Raw genomic sequence first — 22,554 nt, forward strand, 5'->3', positions numbered from 1 at the left:
AAGAACCGCCTTCATACTCAGATAAATGTTTAATCCAAGTAACATATGGGGAGGGAGAATACTTTAACAATTAGACCACCATCTCTTTAATATTAGAAAAAAAACATTTCGATATAGCCAGAGGGGTTAATTTTTTCTTAGCCCTCACTAAATCTTCACTTGCCAACAGCTTTTCATCAGCCAAAGAACGCATCTTTTCAACAAGTGCCAAGTCATTTGTGTTATTGAACGTAACACCACAACCACTAGTTTCGATATCCAAAAAACCACCACTGTTGGGGCCAAGCACAGGCACATCAAAAGTAATAGCCATCATAGCAGCGCCCGAGTTCATGGTCCGTCGATAAGGGCACACTGAGATATCAGCAGAGCGGAAATAGACTTGTAGCTTATCGTGCGGTACAGGCGTCATATCAAGAATGACATCCGGCTTATCCTCACCCCAAGCAGCTATTTTCCCTACTAATGCTTTATCCGATGGCAGCCCAGCGATTATTAGCTTCGTTTTCTTTGCTGTCTTACCACGCAACTGGTCGTAGGCGGCCATGAGCCGATCATAACCTTTGTATTCCATGATTGCGCCGAAGGAAAGAAAGACAAACTCATCCTCGCTGATCTGCAGTTGAGTGCGCGCTTCGGCCCGAGAAACCTCGTCCGGTTGAGCCCCTTCATACGTAGGGTGTGGCACCACGGACATCTTGCGCTCGTCCAGGGTATAGTAAGGTGCGGTGAGCGTGGCACTGTCACTTGCCATGACATGCAGGGCATCAGCGGCGTCAGCCATCATCTGGTGAATCTTCTTGTCCTGCTCGACCCACACCGTTTCATGGGGCATCACGTTGTGGACTGTCCACACGATTTTATGACCATTCCCCTTAATGCGTTGCAGCAAGTTTTCCCAGTACACCACTGCTTCATCCGCTTCAGCCTCGGTCTTGGCATTCTTCGTCTTGTCATGAATCCAATGGAAGTGGCAGATTACCTTGCCGGGCCAGGGAATCTCCCCACACAGGCCAAGGTCATGAATCGGCACGATGCTGACGTTGAACTGATCCTGCGCCGAGTAGAGCAGTGCCTGGAACTGATTGCGTTGGGCGACCGGGCCATAGGCAAGCACGAAGTGGTCATTCGTTTCATCGTGCAGCTCAGAATCGATAACGCTTGGCTGCTTGGCCAACCTGGCAAACTCTTGCCAGAGTCCTTCAGGTGTTTTGACGATATTAAGCATGCGGCATCTCCTTGTCGCTAATGTCATGGTTCGCCATCAAGCGGCGATAGATTGCATCGTAACGCTTGGCATTGGCGCTCCAGGTCCGCTCAGCAAACACCCACTCTCTAGCGGTATTCACCTTACTTTGACGCATGGCTGGGTCATCGATGTAGCGCTGCAGCTGCGTAACCAGGCTTTCCACATCAGCAGGCTTGGCCACCAGCCCGCGCTCTTCATGATCACCAACGATCTCTTTTAGGGCAGGCAGGTCGCTGACAATGATCGGCCGCTCCAGGGCCATGGCCTCATAGGGCTTGAGCGGCGTCACCCAATCCGCAGCGTAATCGGGAATGCGTGGGATTACGAACAGGTCGATAGCCTTGTAGTAGGCGTTGATCTGGCTATGGTCGACCTCTCCCGGGAAGACGATCATCTTCTCCATGCCAAGCTCGGCAGCCAACTGCTCCAGACTCTCGCGCTCGGGGCCATTACCGACCAGCAGCCCTCGGATATCGCGGCCTGTTCTCTGACGCAGCTGATGGATGGCCCGTATCAGGTACTGGTGCCCTTCACGGCGTGACATATTCGAGATATACCCGACCACCAACTCAGCCCCTTCCAGTCCAGGAATGGGCATCGGCGAAAAGGTCTTGCCGAGATACTTACTTTCATCGATAGCGTTGGGGATGACCTCGATCTTCTCCTGCGCCACGCCCCGCTCAATCAGGATCTTCTTCATGCTGTAGGAGATGGTAGTGACAAAATCGGCCTCGTCCATGCAGAAGTTTTCCTTTATCACCCGCAGCTGCGTTCTTTCGAGTTCCATTACATCGTTGCGTACCGGTGTCCAGGTATGCTCGTGGAAGGAACGGACTTCGTAAAGCAGCGGCAGCCCTGTGAGCCTCTTCAGGGCCAATGCCTGCAAGGCAAGCTCGTAGCCGCGCACTCCGGAGGCCGCATGAATCACGCTGGCCCCACGCTGCTTAAGTAGCTTAGCGATATGGAATGCCGAGTAACGTGTACGATCCGCGAGGGAAATGCCTCGCAGGCCATTGGTATTGGCACCGATGCGAAAATGCTCAATACCCTCGATCATCTCATGGTTCTTGGCCCCTTCAACGCCAGCGGAGAGGGGGTAACCAATTGGCGTGACGATATAGGGATCGATGCCCATGCGCTGTTGAGAGAGCGCTGTGTTCAGGCAACGAATCGCTCCCCCCGTATTCTCATAGGGGTAAGCGGTCTTATGAAGGTGGGCCACGGTCAATCGGCCGTTTGCCTTGATCGGTAATATCTTGCCGCTATGGGCCAGCTCAGGCAACCAGGCACGGTCCAGCTCGACCATTTCTTGAATGGCTCCGTTGAGCTGCTTTTGGTCATTGGGGTGCTTTGAAAGGCGGTGCTTATAATCGAGAAGCGCCAGGCGCAGGCTAGCAGCGCCCTCCTTGTGAACAAAGACGTCTACGGCTTTGATCCACTGAACGCCTGGTACCTTGAGGCTAAGCCAGCGAGCAACTTCCACCAGGCTGACTTTGCCGACTCTGGCATTATGCAGGGTAAGCCGGTCCTGAGTCACAAAGGCAACAACGTCGACCTCCACCTGGTTAACACCAGCGGGCAGTTGGAACACCAGCGAGCGGTGCCTCCCATTGGCTGCAGATGTATCGACGTACTGATAGTGGGAAAAATCTTTGGACGATGAGAAACCCGGTAGCTTCTCCGGCAAAGGCTTGCCATCCCTGCCCAGAAACCGAAAGCTGGCCACGATACCTTTCGGGTTACCGCTGGCAGCGTCCTCAGCATTTAGTTCAAGAAAGTAGAGCCCGGCGCCTTCAACAGGCTGCCTGACGGTGTAGCGGCTTTTTGGCTTGAGCGTTGCTAACGGTTTTTCTGATGGTGCATCAAGGCACACCTGGTCCACAACCTGCCGTAGGGCATCCCAGCTAGCCTCATCACCCGGATAGAGATAGTAGCTGGCATCTGCCAGCTCTAGGCAAGCCTGCTCGGCGGCAAATTTCTGGGCGAAGTCAAGTCTCTCGAAAAGACCAAGGGACTGAGTTTCCTCAAACACATCGGCGAAGTGTAGCTGCTCCTTGATGACCGGGAGTGATAGCTGCCGAGCGGCCACAATGGCTGGCAAAGCCGAGGTGAAGTCCCCCGCAGCCACGACCACCTGGGGCCTATGCGACTTGAACCACTCGCTAAACATCTCGACGCTGGAGATAAAACCGCTTTCAGCCGTGGTTGGGGCCGCTCCCTGCGGCCACTGGCCGTGCAAGTAACGCACACCATCTTCGATCACTTCGGGCTCTCCAAACTGTGTTTGGTTTCCAACCCCAAAGGGGCCCACCATGCACAGCACTTCCTGGTTACTAGCCTGGAACCGCTTGGCCAACTGCTGAACACGCTTGGCATAGCCTGGTTTATTAACGCCCCAGTGGTAGCTTGCCACCAAGGCCACTCGCCCTTCAGTGGGAAGAAGCGCGGACTGACATTTCTTGGCTAGACGCTGGGCAAGCTTGACCAGAGGATCGATAGTCGTGAGAAGTTTTGGTTTTGGCGCAGCCTTCTGCACTTGCCCCGCCCCTCCCCCCTTCAACACCTTAGCCATCGTCACGGTATGCGCGGAGAACAGTAACTCGGTACTCGACTTGGGTGCCGGAAGCTTCAGTGCCCCCTGAAGAGATTCGGCCAAGCTGCTGGCATTATCAGCTTTAAAACTCACGACTCCTTTGTTTTCTTTTGCGTATTCTATCAAGGGTGCTATATCAGAAACCACTAGGCGCTTACCGTAAGAAAGCGTTTCTGCCGCTTTAATCGGCGGCACAATGTTGCAAACGGCTAGCGGCTTGCGGGGAATCACGACTGCATCCAGTAATGCGTAGTAATCGCCTACCTGCTCATGAGGTACCCGCCCTACTTGTATCAACCAAGGGGTGCTGTCTGCTTCTTTAGTTACACTATGGTCGCCTACTACTTTGGTGATCGGCTGCTCGTCACCTACCAACAGCAGCTTGATTTTTTCACCTTGGGCTACCAGCTGGGCACAGGCTTCCAGCAGTACCTCTATGCCTTCATAAGCATTAAAGCTGCCAATATAGCCTACTACTTTATCGCCCTCTTCAATGCCTAGGCGTTTTTTCAAAGCTGGGTTAGCTGGTTTGATGCTGGGAAGCGCGGTCACGCCATTAGGCACAATGGCAATGTTTTCAGGCTTTACGCCGCGCTTTACCAGCTCTTCTTGCATGGGTTGATTGAGGGTAAATACCTTTTGCGCCTGCTGTGCTACAAAGGCATCACGCTCGGCTTCTTTTTGGAAGGCTGCGCTGTTTTCATACTCGGGTTCGCGGGCGGCACGTGAAAGCTCCCAAAAACCGCGTACCTCGTTATAGAACGGTAGGCCTAACCGCTTAGCGGCCACCCACGCAGGCAGTCCCACTGCATGGTTAGAAGCGGCCAATACCGCGCTGGGGCGGTACACCCTGAATAACTCTATGTACTTATTGATGCTCTCTTCTAACAGCGGCTTGCCGTTTTTTGGGGTGGCATCGCTTTTCCAGCGTGTATGAATATAACGCACGCCTTCAATGGTTGTTTCCGGTGCTACGTTGCTTTCTGCGTTCAGCTCCCACGGCCTGCCTGGGCGCACAAAGCAGAGTGTTTCAAACCCGTGCTGGTTCAATGCGTGGGCAATCCCTTGGGTTCTAATCGCGTAGCCGTTGCTGGCGTAACTTTGCCCATGGCTTACCACATAGGCAATTCTTCCTTGAATAGGCACATTGATTGGTTGCGCAGAGGTTTCCGCTAGCTTAGAGGCGTGTGAAAGCAACTCGTCCATGGGTGTCCGTTGATGAAGTGTGAATGGTGAGTGGTGGGTGGTGAATGGTGAGTGGGATGATTGTGCTGCTCATCACCCCCTCACTCTTACGATAGGCTTTAGCCCAGTAAGCCTACGGCGTCGATGACGCTCTCTTTTTCACGTACTTTCTCGACATTTTTGATAAACGGTTTGTGCTTCACGAGTACACACACTACGTCTGCTTGCGTTAGCGCTTCTTCCAGGGTTTTTAGTTCTACGTTGGGGTGTTGAAGTGTTTTAGGCAGAGCTTCAATGTTGGGCTCTACTACCTGTAGACGGCAACCTAGGGCGGCTACTTGTTCTGCAATGCCTAGGGCGGGGCTTTCGCGCAGGTCGTCAATATCGGGTTTGAAGGCAACGCCTAAGCAGGCCACGGTAAGGTCACTGCGTTTAGCTTCAGGGTTTTGTTGATGGTAATAATCTAACGCCTCTTTTACGCGCGATAGCACCCATTGGGGTTTGGCATCATTCACTTCACGGGCGGCGCGAACAATCTTGGCTTGTTCTGGGCAGGCATCTACGATAAACCAGGGGTCTACAGCGATGCAGTGGCCCCCTACGCCTGCGCCAGGGGTCAGAATATTGACCCGTGGGTGGCGGTTTGCCAGCGCTATCAGTTCCCACACATTAATGTCTAGCTCGTGGCAAATAGTGGAAAGTTCGTTGGCAAACGCAATGTTCACATCGCGGAAGCTGTTCTCGGTCAGCTTGGCCATTTCTGCCGTGCGGGCAGTGGTAGGCACGCACTCGCCTTCTACCACTATTTCATAAAGTGCACAGGCAGCTTCGGCACATTTAGGGGTCATACCGCCAATCACGCGGTCGTTCTCAACAAGCTCACGAATCACATGGCCGGGCAGTACACGCTCTGGGCAGTGAGCAATGCGGATATCCGAGGCTTCGCCGTGAGTTTGCGGGAATGTGAGGTCTGGCCGTGCTTCTGCTAACCATGCCGCCATTTGCTCGGTGGCACCAATGGGGCTAGTAGACTCCAGCACCACTAAGTTGCCTGACTTCAGAACGGGAGCGATGGATTTGGAAGCAGCTTCAATATAGCTCAAGTCGGCTTTGTGATTCTGGCCATGCTCGTCAGTGTGGAACGGCGTGGGTACTGCCACCATAAAGGCATCAGCGGGTTCAGGCTTGGTGGTTGCGCGTAAAAAACCTTCAGTAACGGCGGCGTGTACCACCATGTCCAGCTCAGGTTCTACAATATGGATCTGGCCGCTGTTAATCGTGTCTACGGCGTGCTGGTTAACATCAACGCCAATGACTTTTTTCTTACGTGAGGCAAATACCGCAGCGGTAGGTAGGCCAATGTAGCCCAAGCCAATCATGGAGATAGTATCGAATTTCATTTTCATGCTCTTGCAAAAGGTAAAGTTAGTTAGCCACTGAAAACACGGATAAGTACTTATACAGAGAAGCTCTTATAGCAACAGGTACTTACACAAATAAGTACTCTTTCTTTTATCCCACTCATCCGGGCTATTCCGTAGCATGACAAAGCTAGCACGCGTACTACTTCGCTAACACATCGCGAATACGTTGGCAGGCGTTGCCATCGCCGTAGGGGTTGTGGGCGTAGCTCATGGCGTTGTACGCCTGCTCATCGGTTAGCAGCGTGTTGAGGGCGCTGGTGATGGCGGCTACATCGGTACCTACTAATTTCACGGTACCTGCCTCTACGGCCTCAGGGCGTTCAGTGGTATCGCGCATTACCAGCACGGGCTTGCCTAATGAGGGCGCTTCTTCTTGAATACCGCCAGAGTCTGTCAGGATAATGTGCGCTTGGTTCATTAAGTAAACAAATGGCAGGTAGTCTTGCGGCTCTACCAAATGCACGTTGCCCACATCGGCTAGCAGGCGGTTTACCGGCTCCCGTACATTGGGGTTCAAATGTACGGGATAGAGAATTTGTGTTTCAGGATGCGCTTTTGCGGTTTCCGCCAAGGCTTGGCAAATGCGCTCAAAACCACCACCAAAGCTTTCACGCCGGTGGCCGGTGACCAGAATTAGCTTTTTGCTAGCATCTAGCATGGGGAAGCGTTTGGATTGTTCTGCAGCAAGCTCCGGCTGGTTCTTGAGTTTTGCAACCACTTCCAGCAGCGCATCAATCACCGTATTGCCGGTTACGTGAATAGTGGCGGGGGCAATACCCTCTTCTAACAGGTTTTGCTTGGAGGTATTGGTGGGGGCAAAGTGTACGGCAGCTAACGCGCCGGTTAGCTTGCGGTTGCCCTCTTCCGGCCAGGGTGAGTACAGGTTGCCCGTGCGCAAGCCCGCTTCTACATGGCCTACGGGAATTTGCTGGTAGTAGCACGCGAGCGTTGTGGCAAAGGTAGTGGCCGTATCACCGTGTACTAATACAATATCCGGCTTAAACTCTTCCAGAACACTCTTTAACCCTTGCAAAATACCGCAGGTAACATCGTTGAGGTCTTGGCCCGGTTTCATGATGTTGAGGTCGTATTCGGGCGTTAGCTCAAATAGCGCTAGCACTTGGTCAAGCATTTCGCGGTGTTGGGCCGTTACACACACTTTGGCTTCAAAACGATCATCTTCCGCTAACTGTAATGCTAGCGGGGCCATTTTGATGGCTTCAGGGCGTGTACCAAACACGGTTAAAACTTTCATTGGTGTTCCCTATTCCTTGCCTATGGCGTGGCGGTTTCTAACAGTTGATATTCCAGTTCTTGGCAGCGGCGGTAATAATGCTCTAATAAGCTTTGCGTCTCTTTTAGCTGTCTCGATTCAGCAGGCAAAGCTTGCCTTACTTGATCGCTAGGTCTTTTGCCGTTTATCCGCTGCTGGCATACAGCGATATTAGCGCTAAAAAAGCGGGTATCATAAAGCTTAGCTGCTTGTTGGTACAGGCTTAAGGCTTCTTGATAATTGCCTTTTCGAAAATATTTTGCAGCGTTAGCAACAATTCGTTGTGTCACATCCATGCTCTCTAACTCTCAGTCACTAAAATCAGTTACTTATGCAGTACTCAATGCTAATCAGCTGTACGGCGTGTGATATGCTGACCCAACGCATTGGCAGCGTCTTTAATAAAGCCATGCTGCTCTTCAAATTTTTTATTTATATCTTTATGCAATTGTTCCATTGTTATCTGAAGCGCTTGCTGCTCGGCGAGCTTTTCTTGCAACGCTGTTTGCTGCGCTGCTTGCTCGGCCTGTTGCGCTTGCAGTGCTTCATATCTCTGCTGTAGCTGTTCGTGCTGGGCGGAAAGGGTTTGATGCTCTGCTTGGCTGGTTTCGATGGCGGCTTGGGCGGCTTTTAACTGCTCAGCCAATGCAGCTGAATGTTCGGCTTCATCCTGCCAACGGTTATAAAATGGGTGACGGCTTAATTGGAGCAGCGGTAAATCTGGGTCTTCATCATGCGTAGCCTTGAGCTCAAACCCTTGCTCTTGGCACCAGCTCAGTATTTCTTTTGCCGCAGGCATGCCTTGATAAAGCGGTACCGACCCTAACCTGAACCATATCCTGTTGATCTGTTTGGAGATGGGTAGTGCTGCCAACGCTTGCAGCAGCGGCCATACGAGTTCCGGTTGCTCAACCACTAGGGTATTCACATGCGGATTCTCAAGCTCGCTCAACAGTTTTTCGACGGACACCAAGGGCTGGGGATTGCTTTCAATAAGCTCTAAACCTGGATACAGTTGATACAGCCCTGTAGCGGGCTGGCTGGCGTTAAATTCTGGCAAATTAAATTCATAATAGGGCTTTTCACCACTTGTTTCCGCAACTCTCATCACCTGCTGCGTTGCGTTGGGAAAGGCAGTCTGCACCTCTTTCCACTGTTCACTGCTCTCTGAAGGCATAACGAACAAAGCTTGCTCTGTAGAGCTTAGTGGTTCTAGCAAGGAAACTGTTTCAGGCCGTAATGGCCCTAGATAGAGTAAGTGTGTGCTCATAATGACTCGCTTTATTAGGCAGCTTAGTAGGCGCTTCGCTTAGTGCTGGATAGGGGCCGGTAGGCTTTTACGCGGCTTAGCGGGAAGTCGCTCTTCATGCTGGCCGTAGCGAATGTAATGGAGCAATGGATTTTGGCCAGAGGCGGCCACATCGGGATACTCACACAAATAAAAGTAAGTATCGAAGCAATCGCTTGGGTTACGACCTTCAATCGCGCCAAATTTCAAATAATGTTCAGCGGGATCGATGCCTGATCTTTTTACATCCGGATATTGTTCACAATACCATTGTTCATCGAAGAAGCTGCTCGCTTTAATAGAGGCTAACTGCTTGGGTAGCGCACGTTTGAAGGGGCGGCTATAGCGATAAGCGGCTGCCGCATGGCGTTGGCCACTGGTTCGTAGCCACTGGGTAATACGCTCAAACTGGTGACGAATCACTTGCTGTTCTTGCTTAAGTACATTAATGGTTTTTTGGCGGCTCTCCGCCTGTTTTTTATAGTGTTGCGTTCCTGCTGTATTTTCTACCAGCTGCTCTTGTGTCTGGTGCAGCTGGTTAAGCACTAACTCATAGTCCTTCTTGACACGCTTAAACTCATTAAGCTTTATGAAGTTTGCCTCTAGCTCTTCTTGAACTACTAAGAGCTGCTCGAGCAGCAACCCATTTTCCTCTGCCAGCTGCTCCGCTACTAATGGCCGTACAGCTTCCTCCTTGCATTTCTCCACTAACTCTAACGAAGACAAGCTAAAGGGGGCAACTTGGACACTGCACGCTTTTAAATAGCTGTAGGACTGTTGTAAAAACTTTTCATCTAGTAGCAGCTGGCTCGCCATCAACAGATTAATGGAGGGTATTTTTTTTAATGTCAGAGAGCTAATGAGAGAAGGTGAGTCATTTACGCTCACACCAGGCACGTAGCCTTCCATTGTTACTTGGCTACGATTTTTTTTATAGAAATCAACAACAGCATTCGCCTGACTGCACCAGAGCCACAGTATTTCTTTGGCACTTTGACCGTTATCCATATTGGCTGCTAGCCACGGCACAGGGTGCGGCCAAATAATATGACAGTGATGATCAGCACTCTTTTTCAACCAATCTAGCAACAGCTTAACTTCATTCTCTGTTACTTCTTCAGCTGACATTGCTTTAGAGCCATTTTCGACCTCTATGCCTTTTTGGGCAGCACCTTCTAACCCCGCGAGGTCTTCTTTAATAAAAGCATCATCAGATTCAAAGCATTTTGTTGACACGTACACAGACAACAGGGCTTTCTGAGCGCTTTTCATATCATTTTGCATATCTATCAACCCCTACCAAAAATAAGGTGCTTTTGAAAACTCCAAACCCACCTCATCTTTTTTAGATAGGCTGGGGGACCCTGCATCAACCAAAGGCCACTGAATATTTATTGCGGCATCATCCCAACGGATGGATACCTCATCGTTAGGTGCGTAATAGTCAGTACATTTGTACTGAAATTCTGCTTCTTCGCTTATTACATAAAAGCCATGGGCAAAACCTGGGGGCACCCATAGCATTTGTTTGTTTGCTGCACTTAGGGTTACTCCCACCCATTGCCCAAATGTGGTTGAGTGCTTACGCATATCAACCGCTACGTCGAATACTTCACCTTGGGTAACGCGCACTAGTTTGCCCTGTGGCTTTTGATGCTGGTAGTGCAGCCCACGCAGTATGCCCTGCTTGGATTTACTATGATTATCTTGAACAAACTGGTAATCACCACAATTCGCTTCGAAATCGCTTTGGCGAAAGGTTTCCATAAAAAAACCCCGATCGTCTCCAAACACCTGTGGCGTGAGTAGAACCACATCGGGAATGTCAAGTTTTTCGTATTGCATTGGGGAGCCGTGAATGGTGAATGGTGAATGGTGAATGGTGAATGGTGAATGGTGAGTGGTGAGTGGTGAGTGGTGAATGTACTTACTATTACCTATTCACTAATCACTAATCACTAATCACTAATCACTAATAAAAAAATCACTTTTTACCTTTTAAAAGGCGCTGGAGGTATTGGCCGTATTGAGTTTTGGCTAGGGGTTTGGCCAAGTGGGCTAGCTGTTCGCTTGTGATCCAGCCTTGCTGCCAGGCAATTTCTTCAAGGCAGGCGATTTTCAAGCCTTGCCGGTGTTCGATGGTTTGTACGTACTGGCTGGCTTCCAAGAGGCTATCGTGGGTGCCGGTGTCTAACCAGGCGAAGCCTCGGCCTAGGCGCTCTACGCGTAAATCGCCACGTTGTAGGTAGGCGTTATTCACGCTGGTAATTTCTAGCTCGCCACGCTCAGAGGGCTTGACCTGTTTGGCGATTTCGACCACGTCTTTGTCGTAGAAGTAAAGCCCCGTGACTGCGTAGGCAGATTTCGGCTTTTTGGGTTTCTCTTCAATTGAGATCGCTTTGCCGGTTTCATTAAATTCTACAACGCCAAAACGTTCGGGGTCTTTTACCAAGTAGCCGAACACCGTCGCTCCACTTGTATGGGCACTGGCTCGCTTTAGCTGATCAGAAAAGTGCTGGCCATGAAAAATATTGTCCCCTAATACCAAACATACCGAGCTTTCACCGATAAACTCTTCACCAATAATAAAGGCTTGCGCTAGGCCATCTGGGCTTGGCTGTTCGGCGTATTCAAATCGAAGGCCAAAATCTTCACCACTGCCGAGCAAATTTTGGTATTGGGGAAGGTCTTCCGGTGTGGAGATCACGAGTATTTCACGGATGCCTGCTAGCATGAGTACCGATATCGGGTAATAGATCATCGGCTTGTCGTAAATGGGTAGCAGTTGCTTTGAAACGCCCCGAGTAATGGGGTGCAGGCGCGTACCCGAGCCACCGGCAAGAATAATGCCTTTTCTGGGTGTGCTTTGACTCATTGGGGTCTCTTTATTCATTTTGCCACGGGGAATCACTGACTACACGGATGATATTAATGACTAATAACTAATAAGGATTTTCCGTGTGCTGTGCTTTCCGTGACTTAATAATGTTCTAGGTGTTCTTGCAGCGTTAGCGCCAGCTGGCTTTGCCATGTAGGCATAGTGATGCCTAGTGCTCGCTCTAGCTTACTTAGTGCCAAGCGTGAGTTTAACGGCCGCTTAGCCGGTGTTGGGTAATCCGCGGTAGTGATGCCTTGGGTGCGCTCAGGCGTTACCGCTAATGCTTCACCTACCTCTCTGGCTTGCTGGAAAATTTCGCTTGCGAAGCCGTGCCAGCTGGTTTCTCCACGCGGGGCAAGATGGTAGATGCCTTTTTGGAGGTGAGTGGTGATTTGTGAATCGTGAGTTGGGGAACCATGGGTAGTGAATGACATCGCGGTGAGTTGGGCGATTAGGCGTGCCGGGGTGGGCGCGCCTATTTGGTCGTTCACGATGTTAAGCGATTCGCGCTTGCGGCCCAGGCGCAGCATGGTTTTCATAAAGTTGTTGCCACGGGCGGCGTATACCCAACTGGTGCGGAATATCAGGTAATGGGCACCGCTTTTGGCAACGGCTTCGTCCCCTTCCAGCTTGGTTTGCCCGTATACGCTTAATGGCGCTGTGGGGCTGTCTTCTTGCCAGGGGGTTTCGCCGTTGCCGGGATATACGTAATCACTTGAGTAGTGCACTAGCGTAATGCCCTGCTTGGCGGCATACGCGGCTAGTTGCGCCGGTAGCTCGGCGTTTAACCGCTGGGCTTGCGCTGGCTCGCTTTCGGCTTTATCTACCGCTGTGTAGGCGGCAGCGTTCAGAATCAGCGCGGGCTGGTGCTGCGTTAAGTAGGCATCTACAGCGCTGGCATCGGTTAAATCAAGTTCTTGCCGCGTGGGGGCAAGAATAGTGCCCAACGGGGCAAACTGGCGCTGAAGCTCAAAGCCGACTTGGCCGTTGCCGCCGGTGATGAGAATGGTGGTTGGTGAGTGGTGAGTGGTGTTTGGTGAGTGGTTAGGGGTCATGGGGCTGACTCCTTATAGGCTGCCAAGGCGTTGGCCTTGGTAGCTGCCGTCTTGTACGCGTTTCCACCACGTTTCGTTCGCGAGGTACCATTCGACCGTTTTGCGCAGCCCGGTTTCAAAGGTTTCTGCTGGCTTCCAGCCGAGTTCGCGCTCAATTTTGCTGGCATCAATGGCGTAGCGTACGTCGTGGCCGGGGCGGTCGGTGACGAAGGTGATGAGTTGTTTGTAGGTGGTGAGTGGTGAGTTGTGAATGGTGAATGGTGAGTGGTGAATGGTGAATGGTGAATGGTGAGTGGCGTTTTGTGTGCTCTCGTTTGCCTTTAAGGGCACCAACTCGTCCAGGATGTCACAGATGGTTTCTACGACGTGTAAGTTCGTTTGTTCGTTGTGCCCGCCGATGTTGTAGGTTTCGCCTACTTGGCCTTCGGTGGCGACTTTGATGAGCGCGCGGGCGTGGTCTTCCACGTAGAGCCAGTCTCGGATTTGCTGGCCATCGCCGTACACGGGCAGCGGCTTGCCTGCTAAGGCATTGAGGATCATCAGCGGAATCAGTTTTTCTGGGAAGTGATACGGGCCGTAGTTATTCGAGCAGTTGGTAACTAGTGTGGGCAGGCCGTAGGTGCGCTGCCAGGCACGTACCAGATGATCAGAACTGGCCTTGCTAGCGGAGTATGGCGAGCTGGGCGCGTAGGGCGTTGTCTCTGTAAAGAGATCGTCCGTTCCTTCCAAGTCACCGTAGACTTCATCGGTGGAGATGTGGTGAAAGCGGAAGGCTTCGGCCTTGGCGGCATTCTGCTGTTGAAGCGCTTTCCAATAAGCGCGGGCGGCTTCTAGCAGTACGGCGGTGCCTACTACGTTGGTTTGGATGAACTCGGCTGGGCCATCGATGGAGCGGTCTACGTGGCTTTCAGCAGCTAGGTGCATCACGATGTCTGGCTGATGCTCATCAAACAGGCGCTGCATGGCGGGGGCGTCGCAAATATCGGCCTGTATGAAGGTGTAGCGCTCGTTATCCTGAACGGTCACTAGCGATTCTAAATTACCCGCGTAGGTGAGCTTATCGACATTAATCACATGGTGTTGTGTATTCGCCACCAACTCACGCACGACAGCAGAACCGATAAAGCCCGCACCGCCGGTAATTAGAAATGTTTTGCTATTCATACTTTCCTTCGTATCAATGCCCGTCAGTACTGCTTGCTTAGCAGTAGCCAATGACTTTCACACGCTATGTGGGTGGATTACTTTTTGGCAGGTGCAGATGTTTGCAGGGCTTCCAAGTGTTCGCGTGCTTCTTTTGCGGCTTCTCGTGCGGCTTTTACATCTTGCTTGGCTGCACTTAATTTTTCACCGCCTGTGCCCTCTTCTTGAATATCCTTTAGCAGCTCCTGGGCGCTTTTGAGCACTTGGTGGCATTCGGCTAGATAGCGTTTTGCACCTTTCACATCGCTAGGCAGGGTGCTCTCACCTGCTTTGCGCTTGGCATCTACGTCTTGGTGGTAGGCAGTAATGGCTTCGTTAATATCGTCGTACCAATACGCGGAGCCTTTTTTAAGGTATACGCCTGCTTGGCAGAGATCTTTCAATATGCCTTCTGAGTGAGACACCATAATCAGCGATGCTTTGCCTATTTTTTCCTCAAAGAGTGCTTTGGCTTTGGCTTTGAAGGCCCTGTCGCCTACGGCGGTGGCTTCATCTGAAATGTACACATCGAAGTTAAAGGCGAGCGATAAGCCAAAGGAGATCCGGGATTTCATACCGGAGGAGTAAGTGCGAATGGGTTCATCAAATGCTGCGCCGATTTCGGCAAAGTCTTCGACGAACTCTATCACCCGCTTTACTTCTGCTGGGCTGCTGCCTTGCACCCTGGCGACGAACTTAACGTTCTGCCGTCCGGTCATGTTGCCTTGCATGCCGCCTGAAAGCCCTACCGGCCAGGAAACGCGGCTACGGCGGATCACTTCACCGCGTTCGGGGGAGTCCATTCCGGCAATCAGGCGTAGGAGTGTTGATTTACCCGCACCATTCGAACCAATCAACCCAACGCTGACGCCCTGAGGAATGGTGAGATTGATGTCTTTGAGCACCCAATCGCTACCGTGGTGGTTGTGGTAGCGCTTGTAGAGGTTGTTTATTTCGATCATTTTGGGTTTGTGAATGGTGAATGGTGAATGGTGAATGGTGAATGGTGAATGGTGAATGGTGAATGGTGAATGGTGAATGGTGAGCAGATTATGTGGGCTTGCCATTTACTTTCACTACTCACCATTCACTACTCACTACTCACTACTCACTACTCACTACTCACTACTCACTACTCACTACTCACCGATTCTTTAAATGTTTGATTAAGCCGCCTAGCTGGGAAGACGCTTGGTTAATAGATGCTAGTGCTAACGAAATATCTGGTAAGTAGTTAAGGCGCTGTGCAATGAGCAACTGCGTTTCTAATTCACTGAGTGAGCCTTGGGAGATGTAGAGAAAACGGATGAACTCTTGTGTGCTGCCCCGGGCGGCACCTTCAGCGATGTTACTGGGAACGGAGACTGCACTGCGCCGCATTTGGCTGGTGAGGCCGTATGTTTCATCATCTGGGAAGGTTTTGGTGAGTGTGTATACATGTTCGACAAGATCCATCGTCTGCTGCCACACTCTCAACTCCTGATGCTTCCTCATCCCACCTCCCCAAACCATTCATCACTCACCCTTCACCACTCACCACTCACCACTCCCTACTCACCAATCACCAATCACCAATCACCACTCACTATCCACCACTCTCACCCCCCTTCCTTTACGCACATACATCGCTTCCAATTTACGTTTGAGCGCGCTGCGGGCGGTTTGTTCGCCGTGTACTAAATGGATGATATGAGGCCAGCGGCGCATGCGTTTGACGAAGTTGAGCAGGCCTTTTTGGTCGGCGTGGGCTGAGTAGCCGCTGATGGAGGTGACGCCTGCTTTGATATCGATCCGCTGGCCGTCTATGTCTACCCAACCGCCTTGGGGGCCGTACTGCTGTATGGCGCGGCCTGGGGTGCCTGCGCCTTGGTAGCCTACAAACAGTACTTGGTGGCGTTCATCGCCTAGCATGGCTTTTAGGTAGTTCATGATGCGCCCACCTGCGCACATGCCGCTGGCGGCGATCACTACGGCGGGGCGGCCTGTGTTGGCTAAATACGCTACCGTTTGCTCGTGGGCGTCGTGACTTTCTACGGTGTAGAGGTTATCGAAGTTGAGCGGGTGGCGGCCGCTGCGTAGGCGGCGTTGGGCTTCTTTGTCCCAGTAGGGTTTTAGCTGGCGGTATACCTGGGTGAAGCGGGCGGCGAGCGGTGAATCGACGATGATTTCTAGCGCTTGCCACTGGCTTTTGGGTAAGCCGCGTTTGGCGTTGCGTTCGGCTTCATGAATGATGCCTTCCAGCTCATAGAGTAGCTCTTGGGTGCGGCCTATACTGAAGGCGGGCACCATGACCGTGCCGCCGTTAGTCAGTGCTTGCTCGATGGCATGCTTCAGTGTGGCACGACGCTGGCGGCGGTCAGGGTGGTGTCGGTCACCGTAGGTGCTTTCGAGTACTAGCTGGTCGCAGCCGTAGGGGGATTGTGGTGCAGGGAGTAGCGGTGCGTAGGGCGCGCCTAAATCGCCGCTGAATATCACTCGTTCCTTTTCACCATTGGGGTACTGGTGGGCGACTTCTACGTAGCTGGAACCAAGAATGTGCCCTGCCCGCTTGAGTTTTACCCGTGTGGTGATGTGGCCTTCTTCGGTGTTTTCGACCACGTTGTGCCATTTGCCGTAGGGCACGCTGACAATTTGGCTTTCTAGCTGCTGCTGGAAACGCTCGATGAGCTGGGCGTTGCGGGTGAAGCCGATTTTTAAGGCGTCTTCGATCACCAGGGGCAGCAGTTTGGCCGAGGGGATGGAGCAGATGATGGGCCCTTTGAACCCAGCAGCCAGTAGGTAAGGCAACCGGCCTACGTGGTCGATGTGTACGTGGGTGATGACCAGCGCTTTGACCGTACTGATATCGAATTCGATTTGTAGCTGATCGAAAGCGTCTTCTTTTGCGTCTTCGCCTTGGAATAGCCCGCAGTCGATCAGCAGTGAGTGTTCGCTATCGAGGGTGAGCTGATGGCAGCTTCCCGTTACGCCCTTGGCTCCGCCGTGGTGGGTGATGTTGAGCATTGACTTCCTTTTCGTGCTTTTTGAGCGTGCTTTCTTCTAGCAATGAGGCATTTTGGCGTTTGGTGGCGTTATCGGGGCGGCTAGCGGCTAGCGCCGCCCTTCGCGCCGGGCCGCCGCTGCGGGTGCCTCTTTCGCTCGTTACTCTCGCTCTCTCGTTACGCCGCGCTACGGGGTGGTTGCCGATGATAGCGATAAGCCGTAGCGCGGTGTAGACGAGCGCACCCGCTGGAGCAGCGAGGAGCGGTGATGGGGTTCGTTAAGCGGCTTGGCTTTTTAAGAGTGGCCATGCACCTTGCTTCGAGGCTTCCAGAATGACGATTTCATTGATCGTGCCATCCTCAGCGTAACTAATATGTGTATGCCAATCTTGAGAAACCTCCCTAACGGTAGGCTTTTCGGATAGGTGCAGAACTAGAATATCATCTGCTTCATCGTAGGTAGTTCGCATTACTTATCCTCCCACTCAAAGTGATGCATGACTGTCTTTACCACTATTTTCTCTTCCAAGACTGCTGCAATCGACAAGAGGTTGTCTTGACGATTTTCAAAATATCGCGCTATCCAAAACCGCGTAGCATCTTTGTATTTTACGGTTCCCTGCTCTACCAATTCTAGCAGTTCATTTTCTGAAATATTTCGAGTAGCCATGCGCTCACGGGCATGACGTGTTATATGAATATTTACCTTGAAACGGTGACTATGCATATTTACTTTCTGTACTTTTGGTTTGGGCGTCTTGCAGACGCCTTCGCGCCGGGCCGCCGCTGCGGGTGCCTCTTTCGCTCGTTGCTCTCGCTCTCTCGTTACGCCGCGCTACGGGGTGGCGGCTCCCTTCACCAACTCACTACTCACCACTCACTACTCACCACTCACCACTCACCAACAATCCTAATCGCGGTGGTCTTTGACGATCATCATGATCATGCTGAGGATGAAGGCTAGGAAGATGGTGATGATGGCGAAGACGCTGCTGTTGTAGAGCCGGTTGGGCTCGGTGGGGTATTCCGGCATCAGCGGGCTTTGTAGCACGCTGACCTGTTTGAGCTGGCGGGCGGCTTCTAAACGGGTGTTTTCAAGGGCGGCCAGGGCGCTAGAGTAGGTCTCTTGGGCGAACTGGGCTTGCAGCTCTAGGGTTTCGTACTCGGCAGAGACCCGGTTGAGCGAATTGCCCGTGGCTTGGGCTAGGCGGTCGCGCTGTTCCACAATTTGGTCGCGGAGTGCTGCAATGTTGCGCTCTACTTGGCGTAATTCAGCAGACTGGGAGCTTTGGAAGCTGGCCAGGGCGTTACGCTGGGCTTGTAAGCGGGCTAAATCGCCTTCTAGCGTGGCCACGACTTGGTTAATGCTCTCTACCGTGGCGGTGGGCGATACCAAGCCGTATTCGTTCTGGAATTCGAGCAGTTGGGCGCGGGTTTCTTCAAAGCGCTCTTCTAACCGCACCATTTGCCGTTCTAGAAAACGCACTTGCTCATCGGCTAGGCGATGGCCCATTTCGTTCATGTGGTTTTCGCCAGCTTCTAGCAGCAGCGATGCCATGTCATGGGCAAACTCGGGCGTGTAGCCTTGCACACGAATGTTCAACACACCTGCGTACTCGTCTAGCTCGACCTCTACTCGGCGCAAGTAGTACTCGTGTAGGTCTTCGATGGGTACATTGGGATCGCGCAGCTTGGCGAAGAAGTCGCCGTGCTCGCTGTAGTGTTCGCGAATGCCGAGCTGCTCATCCAGCAGACGCAGCATATCGACCGAAAGCAAGTGCTCGCGGAGCAGCAGTAAATCAGAGGTATTCCCCGCACCGCTGCCCATTAACGATGAGAGGCTAAATTCAGGTGTGGCCACTTGAGGGCTTTCTAGCACCACCGTTGCACGGGAAACATAGCGCTCTTCTGCCCACACAAACCAATAGAAAGACACCAGAAGAATAGCGGCAAACGCAATAGCCCACTGGGGCGACTTCTTTATAAAACGTCCAAGAGAGACTTGCATGAATTATTTTGCCTTTAAACGATCAACAAAGCGCAGGTGCATTAGCAGCCCCATCGCTATTAATGAGAAAGTAAATAACCAGAAGTAAAGCATGCTGGTGCCATGCACTACTTTATAGTTTTCAAAAAAACCTAATCGCAGCGTTTCCAGCCCATGTGGAATAGGGTTCAACATGAGGTATTCCAGCAGCCAGTGGGGCATATTATTTAGCGGGAAAATAACGCCCGATAAAATCATTAGAGGTAGTGAAAGCATCTGAACAATTTTACCCACTTCTGGCACCAAAGTGGCTGAGACAGAAGTAACGAGCCCAAGCCCAAGCCCCAAGCACCAGAGTGAGAGCCAAGCTGCCATGGCTCTAATGGCGTTATCCGGATACATGTCTTGGCCCAGCATTAGGCCACCGCCAATAAATAGCAAAAAGACAAAACTGCGCAGCGCTCCTTCTAAAAAATTACGCACGAGTACTGGGTCAATAGGCTGTACTTGGCGATACGCAAACAGCGAGCGGTTAGCCTCCACTGCCCCCATTCCACGCATCATACCTTCACGCACTAAGAAAAAGCCCATCATGCCCGCGATAAGCCAAGGGATAAATTCTGCATTGGCAATCAGATTACCGCCTCTTACGAAACTACGTATCCCTACCATAACGGCTACCAGCGCTACCGGCTCAAATACCATCCAGAACCAGCCCATGCGGTCGCCCATGGTGCGGGAAAGTGCTTCCCGCAGGAACATGGCGTACCACACGCTGCGGGTGACTTGCCAAGGGGTGCGCGCCCCTTTTGGGGCGCTATGTGAGTTATTCATGAAGCCGTTTCTTTTGAAGAGAACGTAAAGGACTACTTGGTTTTAGGTGACGTCGTCATATTTGGTGGCGGCATTGGAGTGGATGGCGCCGCCCTTCGCGCCGGGCCGCCGCTGCGGTTGCCTCTTACGCTCGCACTCTCGCTCTTTCGTCACGCCGCGCTACGAGACACTATTTCCACTATTTACCACCTACTACTCACCACTCACCACTCACCACTCACTACTCACCACCTACTATTCACCATTCACCACCTACTATTCACCATTCACTATTTACCATTCACTATTCACTATTTACCAATCACAAATCCACAGCAACGCGGGTGGCGACGGCCACTTGGTAGAGGATTTGCGTGAGCGTGGCGGCTAGCTGCAGGTTGTGGGTGGGGGCTTCGGGCATCACGAGGATTTCATCGCCCGGGCGCAGCGGCGTGTTGCGGGCGTTTTCCACCGCGCCGTTTTGGCGAACCAGCAGGATGTGGTCGTCGTCGGCGCGCTGGGTGAAGCCGCCAGCGCTTTCGATGTAGTCGATCACGCTCATGCCCGGGCGGTAGACCGCCGCTTGCGGCACCAGTACTTCACCGCTGATCAGGATGGAGTCGCTGATTTCCGGAATGGTGATCACATCGCCATCTTGCAGGCGAATATCCGCAATGCGGTCGTTGTAGGCCACTACCAAACGGCCGCTGGGCTCTAGCTCGCGGGCGCGCTGCACGAAGTTTTGAATCAGCTCGGCTTCTTGGGCACGAATCTGCGCTTCTTCGTTGGTGCTGGACTGGGCACTGAGATAGGTGGTTTCCAGGCGGCGCAGACTGTCTTCCATGGATTGCTGTTGCTGCTGTTTCACGCTTTCACGCTGTAGTGAAATGCTTTCCACGGCGGTCATGTTTTCCGGCACGGGGATGGCGTCCAGTAGTTCGCTCAAGCGGGCATCGCGGGGTAATGCAAAACGCGAAGGACCGTAGTAGCTGCCTTCGATTTCTACCACGATGGTTTCGCTGCGCTGGTCGGCGCTGAACGCCACTTCATCGCCGCTGCGAATAGTTTGGCTATAAAACTCGTTCAGCGGGAAGTATTGCGCCATGGGGCCGTCGGCACGGTCGCCGCGCAGCAGTACGTGAGACACGCCGCTTCGGAGGCGGGCAAGCTCTACCAGCTCGGCACCGCTTAGCTGGTTACCCACTAGCTCGTAGCGGTGCTCACGATGCACATCGCCCACTACGGCAATGGCCGGGCCGCGCTCTTCCACTACGATGGTGTCGCCATCCTGAAACTGCGGGCGCGCGATGCTGCCGTTGATCAGGAAGTCGTAGAGATCCACCGTGGCCACGGTTTGGTTATTACGCATCACGCGGATTTGGCGGTAGCTGCCGAGGTCTTGGTCGATACCACCCGCTTGATCGAGGAAGTAGAGCACGGAGTCGTTGGGCGTGCCCGCGTAGCGGCCTGGGTTTTCCACGTAGCCTGTGACGAACACCGCCACCGGCTGCACGCCCTGCACGTTGGTATACACCTGCACGTTATCGGGGTAGACCGATGTAATCGCACCGCGCACGCGACTATCCACCTGCTGGCTGTTTTGGCCTTCTACATTCAGCGGGCCGGAGCCTGGGATGAAGATGTTGCCCTGGGCATCCACCGGCAGTACGCGGTCGAACTCGAACGCCCCCCAGGCACGCACGGTGATTTGGTCGCCGGGTTTGACTTGGTAATCGGCATTTAGGCCGTCTCCCATCGCCCCACGAAAGCCACCGGTAAAGAGGTTGGCCCCAAAGGGGGGTAGCGCATCGGGGTTTTGCTGGGGCTGGTTCGCCACCGGGCCGTAGGTGCCGCTGCGCCAGTCGGCGCGGGGAGTGTCGTTCACCGGAGGCTCTACCCGCTGCTGGCTGGCCTGATCTTCCGGGAGAATGGTATTGGGTAGGCTTATGCTCTGCGCCCAGCTAACGCTGCTGACGGCAGTGCCCAACAGGGCCAGTGATAACACCGCTGCCGGGCGCGTGAGGGAAAGCCGTTTCATTACGCGTTGCAAGCTCATTAATAGCGCCCTTGTGTAGTTCCTGGGGAGTGCGTCGTTGGCGAAAGCGACATCGCGCCCTGCTGGCTTTCTGGCAGCAGCATGCGCTGATTTACCCAACCGTTGGGGGTCGCGCAGGTCAGCGCGGTACGGGCAGCACCGCTACCCTGCTCGATGACCCGCAGTTTGCGGCACTCGCGACCACTGGCCGCCAAATAGGGCGCATCGGCCACAATCTCGACGTTATCGCCCCAAGGGCTTTGTACTAGGTTGAGCACGGCACCGGCAGGCGCTTGTGCGAGAAAGCCGTTGAGGTTTTCATCTTGCAGCGGCTTGGCAGTGTCGTTACCAAGCACGTACTGCACCTGCTGCTGGTTGCCGCTCGGGTAGGTAGCGCAGCCGCTAACGACGGCAACGCTCAAGGCGGCCAACAGCATGCGAGCTGGCCGCGCTATGAAAATGAGGGAGTTTGACATGATGATTTCCAATAAAAAGGCACGCTACCGCCCAGGGATTATAACGGGCGCATTCCCTTGCCCTACGCTGTGCGGATGAAATGTGATGAACCGGCGCTATCAAAAAAGCACCCAGCATTGTAAGGGATTAACCGC

At 52.8% G+C, this 22,554-nt stretch carries 21 protein-coding genes; 1 reads left to right on the forward strand and 20 read right to left on the reverse strand.

What is annotated here, in order from left to right; translation table 11 throughout:
- Positions 1 to 70 precede the first annotated feature (70 nt).
- The 18 genes from FRH_RS18030 to FRH_RS18115 all read right to left on the reverse strand — a co-directional run bounded on the left by FRH_RS18030 (position 71) and on the right by FRH_RS18115 (position 19,929).
- Complete coding sequence (locus FRH_RS18030) at positions 71 to 1,228, reverse strand: glycosyltransferase (RefSeq protein ID WP_281997438.1); 1,158 nt, start codon at positions 1,226 to 1,228, stop codon at positions 71 to 73.
- Entirely contained in the window at positions 1,221 to 5,048 is a 3,828-nt protein-coding gene (locus FRH_RS18035; protein WP_281997439.1) for a glycosyltransferase, read from the reverse strand. The genes FRH_RS18030 and FRH_RS18035 overlap by 8 nt, the downstream gene beginning before the upstream one ends.
- A gap of 98 nt (positions 5,049 to 5,146) precedes the next feature.
- Positions 5,147 to 6,427, reverse strand: a complete 1,281-nt coding sequence (gene wecC, locus FRH_RS18040) for a UDP-N-acetyl-D-mannosamine dehydrogenase (RefSeq protein ID WP_281997440.1) — start codon at positions 6,425 to 6,427, stop codon at positions 5,147 to 5,149.
- 163 nt (positions 6,428 to 6,590) lie between these two features.
- Positions 6,591 to 7,706, reverse strand: a complete 1,116-nt coding sequence (wecB, locus tag FRH_RS18045) for a UDP-N-acetylglucosamine 2-epimerase (non-hydrolyzing) (protein WP_281997441.1) — start codon at positions 7,704 to 7,706, stop codon at positions 6,591 to 6,593.
- 20 nt (positions 7,707 to 7,726) lie between these two features.
- Entirely contained in the window at positions 7,727 to 8,020 is a 294-nt protein-coding gene (locus tag FRH_RS18050; protein WP_281997442.1) for a hypothetical protein, read from the reverse strand.
- Between the two features lie 50 nt (positions 8,021 to 8,070).
- A complete protein-coding gene (locus tag FRH_RS18055) occupies positions 8,071 to 8,994 on the reverse strand; it encodes a hypothetical protein (RefSeq protein ID WP_281997443.1) in 924 nt (307 codons plus the stop codon).
- Between the two features lie 39 nt (positions 8,995 to 9,033).
- Positions 9,034 to 10,296, reverse strand: a complete 1,263-nt coding sequence (locus FRH_RS18060) for a hypothetical protein (protein WP_281997444.1) — start codon at positions 10,294 to 10,296, stop codon at positions 9,034 to 9,036.
- A 12-nt stretch (positions 10,297 to 10,308) separates the two neighbouring features.
- Positions 10,309 to 10,857 carry a dTDP-4-dehydrorhamnose 3,5-epimerase gene (gene rfbC / locus FRH_RS18065; RefSeq protein WP_281997445.1) on the reverse strand — a complete coding sequence of 183 codons (549 nt, stop codon included), beginning with the start codon at positions 10,855 to 10,857 and terminating at the stop codon, positions 10,309 to 10,311.
- 139 nt (positions 10,858 to 10,996) lie between these two features.
- Positions 10,997 to 11,887 carry a glucose-1-phosphate thymidylyltransferase RfbA gene (rfbA, locus tag FRH_RS18070; RefSeq protein ID WP_281997446.1) on the reverse strand — a complete coding sequence of 297 codons (891 nt, stop codon included), beginning with the start codon at positions 11,885 to 11,887 and terminating at the stop codon, positions 10,997 to 10,999.
- Positions 11,888 to 11,991: 104 nt separating this feature from the next.
- Positions 11,992 to 12,945, reverse strand: a complete 954-nt coding sequence (gene rfbD / locus FRH_RS18075; protein ID WP_281997447.1) for a dTDP-4-dehydrorhamnose reductase — start codon at positions 12,943 to 12,945, stop codon at positions 11,992 to 11,994.
- A gap of 12 nt (positions 12,946 to 12,957) precedes the next feature.
- Positions 12,958 to 14,109 carry a dTDP-glucose 4,6-dehydratase gene (gene rfbB / locus FRH_RS18080; protein ID WP_281997448.1) on the reverse strand — a complete coding sequence of 384 codons (1,152 nt, stop codon included), beginning with the start codon at positions 14,107 to 14,109 and terminating at the stop codon, positions 12,958 to 12,960.
- 77 nt (positions 14,110 to 14,186) lie between these two features.
- Positions 14,187 to 15,194 carry an ABC transporter ATP-binding protein gene (locus FRH_RS18085; RefSeq protein WP_281997449.1) on the reverse strand — a complete coding sequence of 336 codons (1,008 nt, stop codon included), beginning with the start codon at positions 15,192 to 15,194 and terminating at the stop codon, positions 14,187 to 14,189.
- Between the two features lie 76 nt (positions 15,195 to 15,270).
- Complete coding sequence (locus FRH_RS18090; protein ID WP_348773454.1) at positions 15,271 to 15,639, reverse strand: four helix bundle protein; 369 nt, start codon at positions 15,637 to 15,639, stop codon at positions 15,271 to 15,273.
- Positions 15,640 to 15,702: 63 nt separating this feature from the next.
- Complete coding sequence (locus FRH_RS18095) at positions 15,703 to 17,130, reverse strand: MBL fold metallo-hydrolase (RefSeq protein ID WP_281997451.1); 1,428 nt, start codon at positions 17,128 to 17,130, stop codon at positions 15,703 to 15,705.
- Between the two features lie 256 nt (positions 17,131 to 17,386).
- Positions 17,387 to 17,578, reverse strand: coding sequence for a DUF2283 domain-containing protein (locus tag FRH_RS18100; RefSeq protein WP_016913348.1), 192 nt, complete (start codon positions 17,576 to 17,578; stop codon positions 17,387 to 17,389).
- Entirely contained in the window at positions 17,578 to 17,835 is a 258-nt protein-coding gene (locus FRH_RS18105) for a DUF4258 domain-containing protein (protein WP_281997452.1), read from the reverse strand. The genes FRH_RS18100 and FRH_RS18105 overlap by 1 nt, the downstream gene beginning before the upstream one ends.
- A gap of 183 nt (positions 17,836 to 18,018) precedes the next feature.
- Positions 18,019 to 19,116, reverse strand: coding sequence for a chain-length determining protein (locus FRH_RS18110; protein ID WP_281997453.1), 1,098 nt, complete (start codon positions 19,114 to 19,116; stop codon positions 18,019 to 18,021).
- Positions 19,117 to 19,119: 3 nt separating this feature from the next.
- On the reverse strand, positions 19,120 to 19,929 hold the full coding sequence (locus FRH_RS18115; protein WP_281997454.1) for an ABC transporter permease: 810 nt from the start codon (positions 19,927 to 19,929) through the stop codon (positions 19,120 to 19,122).
- Positions 19,930 to 19,975: 46 nt separating this feature from the next.
- Between FRH_RS18115 and FRH_RS18120 the strand changes: the two genes are divergently transcribed.
- Positions 19,976 to 20,299: a hypothetical protein gene (locus FRH_RS18120; protein ID WP_281997455.1), complete on the forward strand. Its 324-nt coding sequence runs from the start codon at positions 19,976 to 19,978 to the stop codon at positions 20,297 to 20,299.
- Here FRH_RS18120 and FRH_RS18125 read toward each other — a convergent pair.
- A complete protein-coding gene (locus tag FRH_RS18125) occupies positions 20,231 to 21,964 on the reverse strand; it encodes a polysaccharide biosynthesis/export family protein (protein ID WP_281997456.1) in 1,734 nt (577 codons plus the stop codon). The genes FRH_RS18120 and FRH_RS18125 overlap by 69 nt on opposite strands.
- Positions 21,964 to 22,419, reverse strand: coding sequence for a DVU3141 family protein (locus FRH_RS18130; protein ID WP_044630585.1), 456 nt, complete (start codon positions 22,417 to 22,419; stop codon positions 21,964 to 21,966). Before FRH_RS18130 ends, FRH_RS18125 begins: the two co-directional genes overlap by 1 nt.
- Between the last annotated feature and the right edge of the window lie 135 nt (positions 22,420 to 22,554).

The organism is Halomonas sp. A020, from assembly GCF_027943625.1.
Classification (GTDB): domain Bacteria; phylum Pseudomonadota; class Gammaproteobacteria; order Pseudomonadales; family Halomonadaceae; genus Vreelandella; species Vreelandella piezotolerans.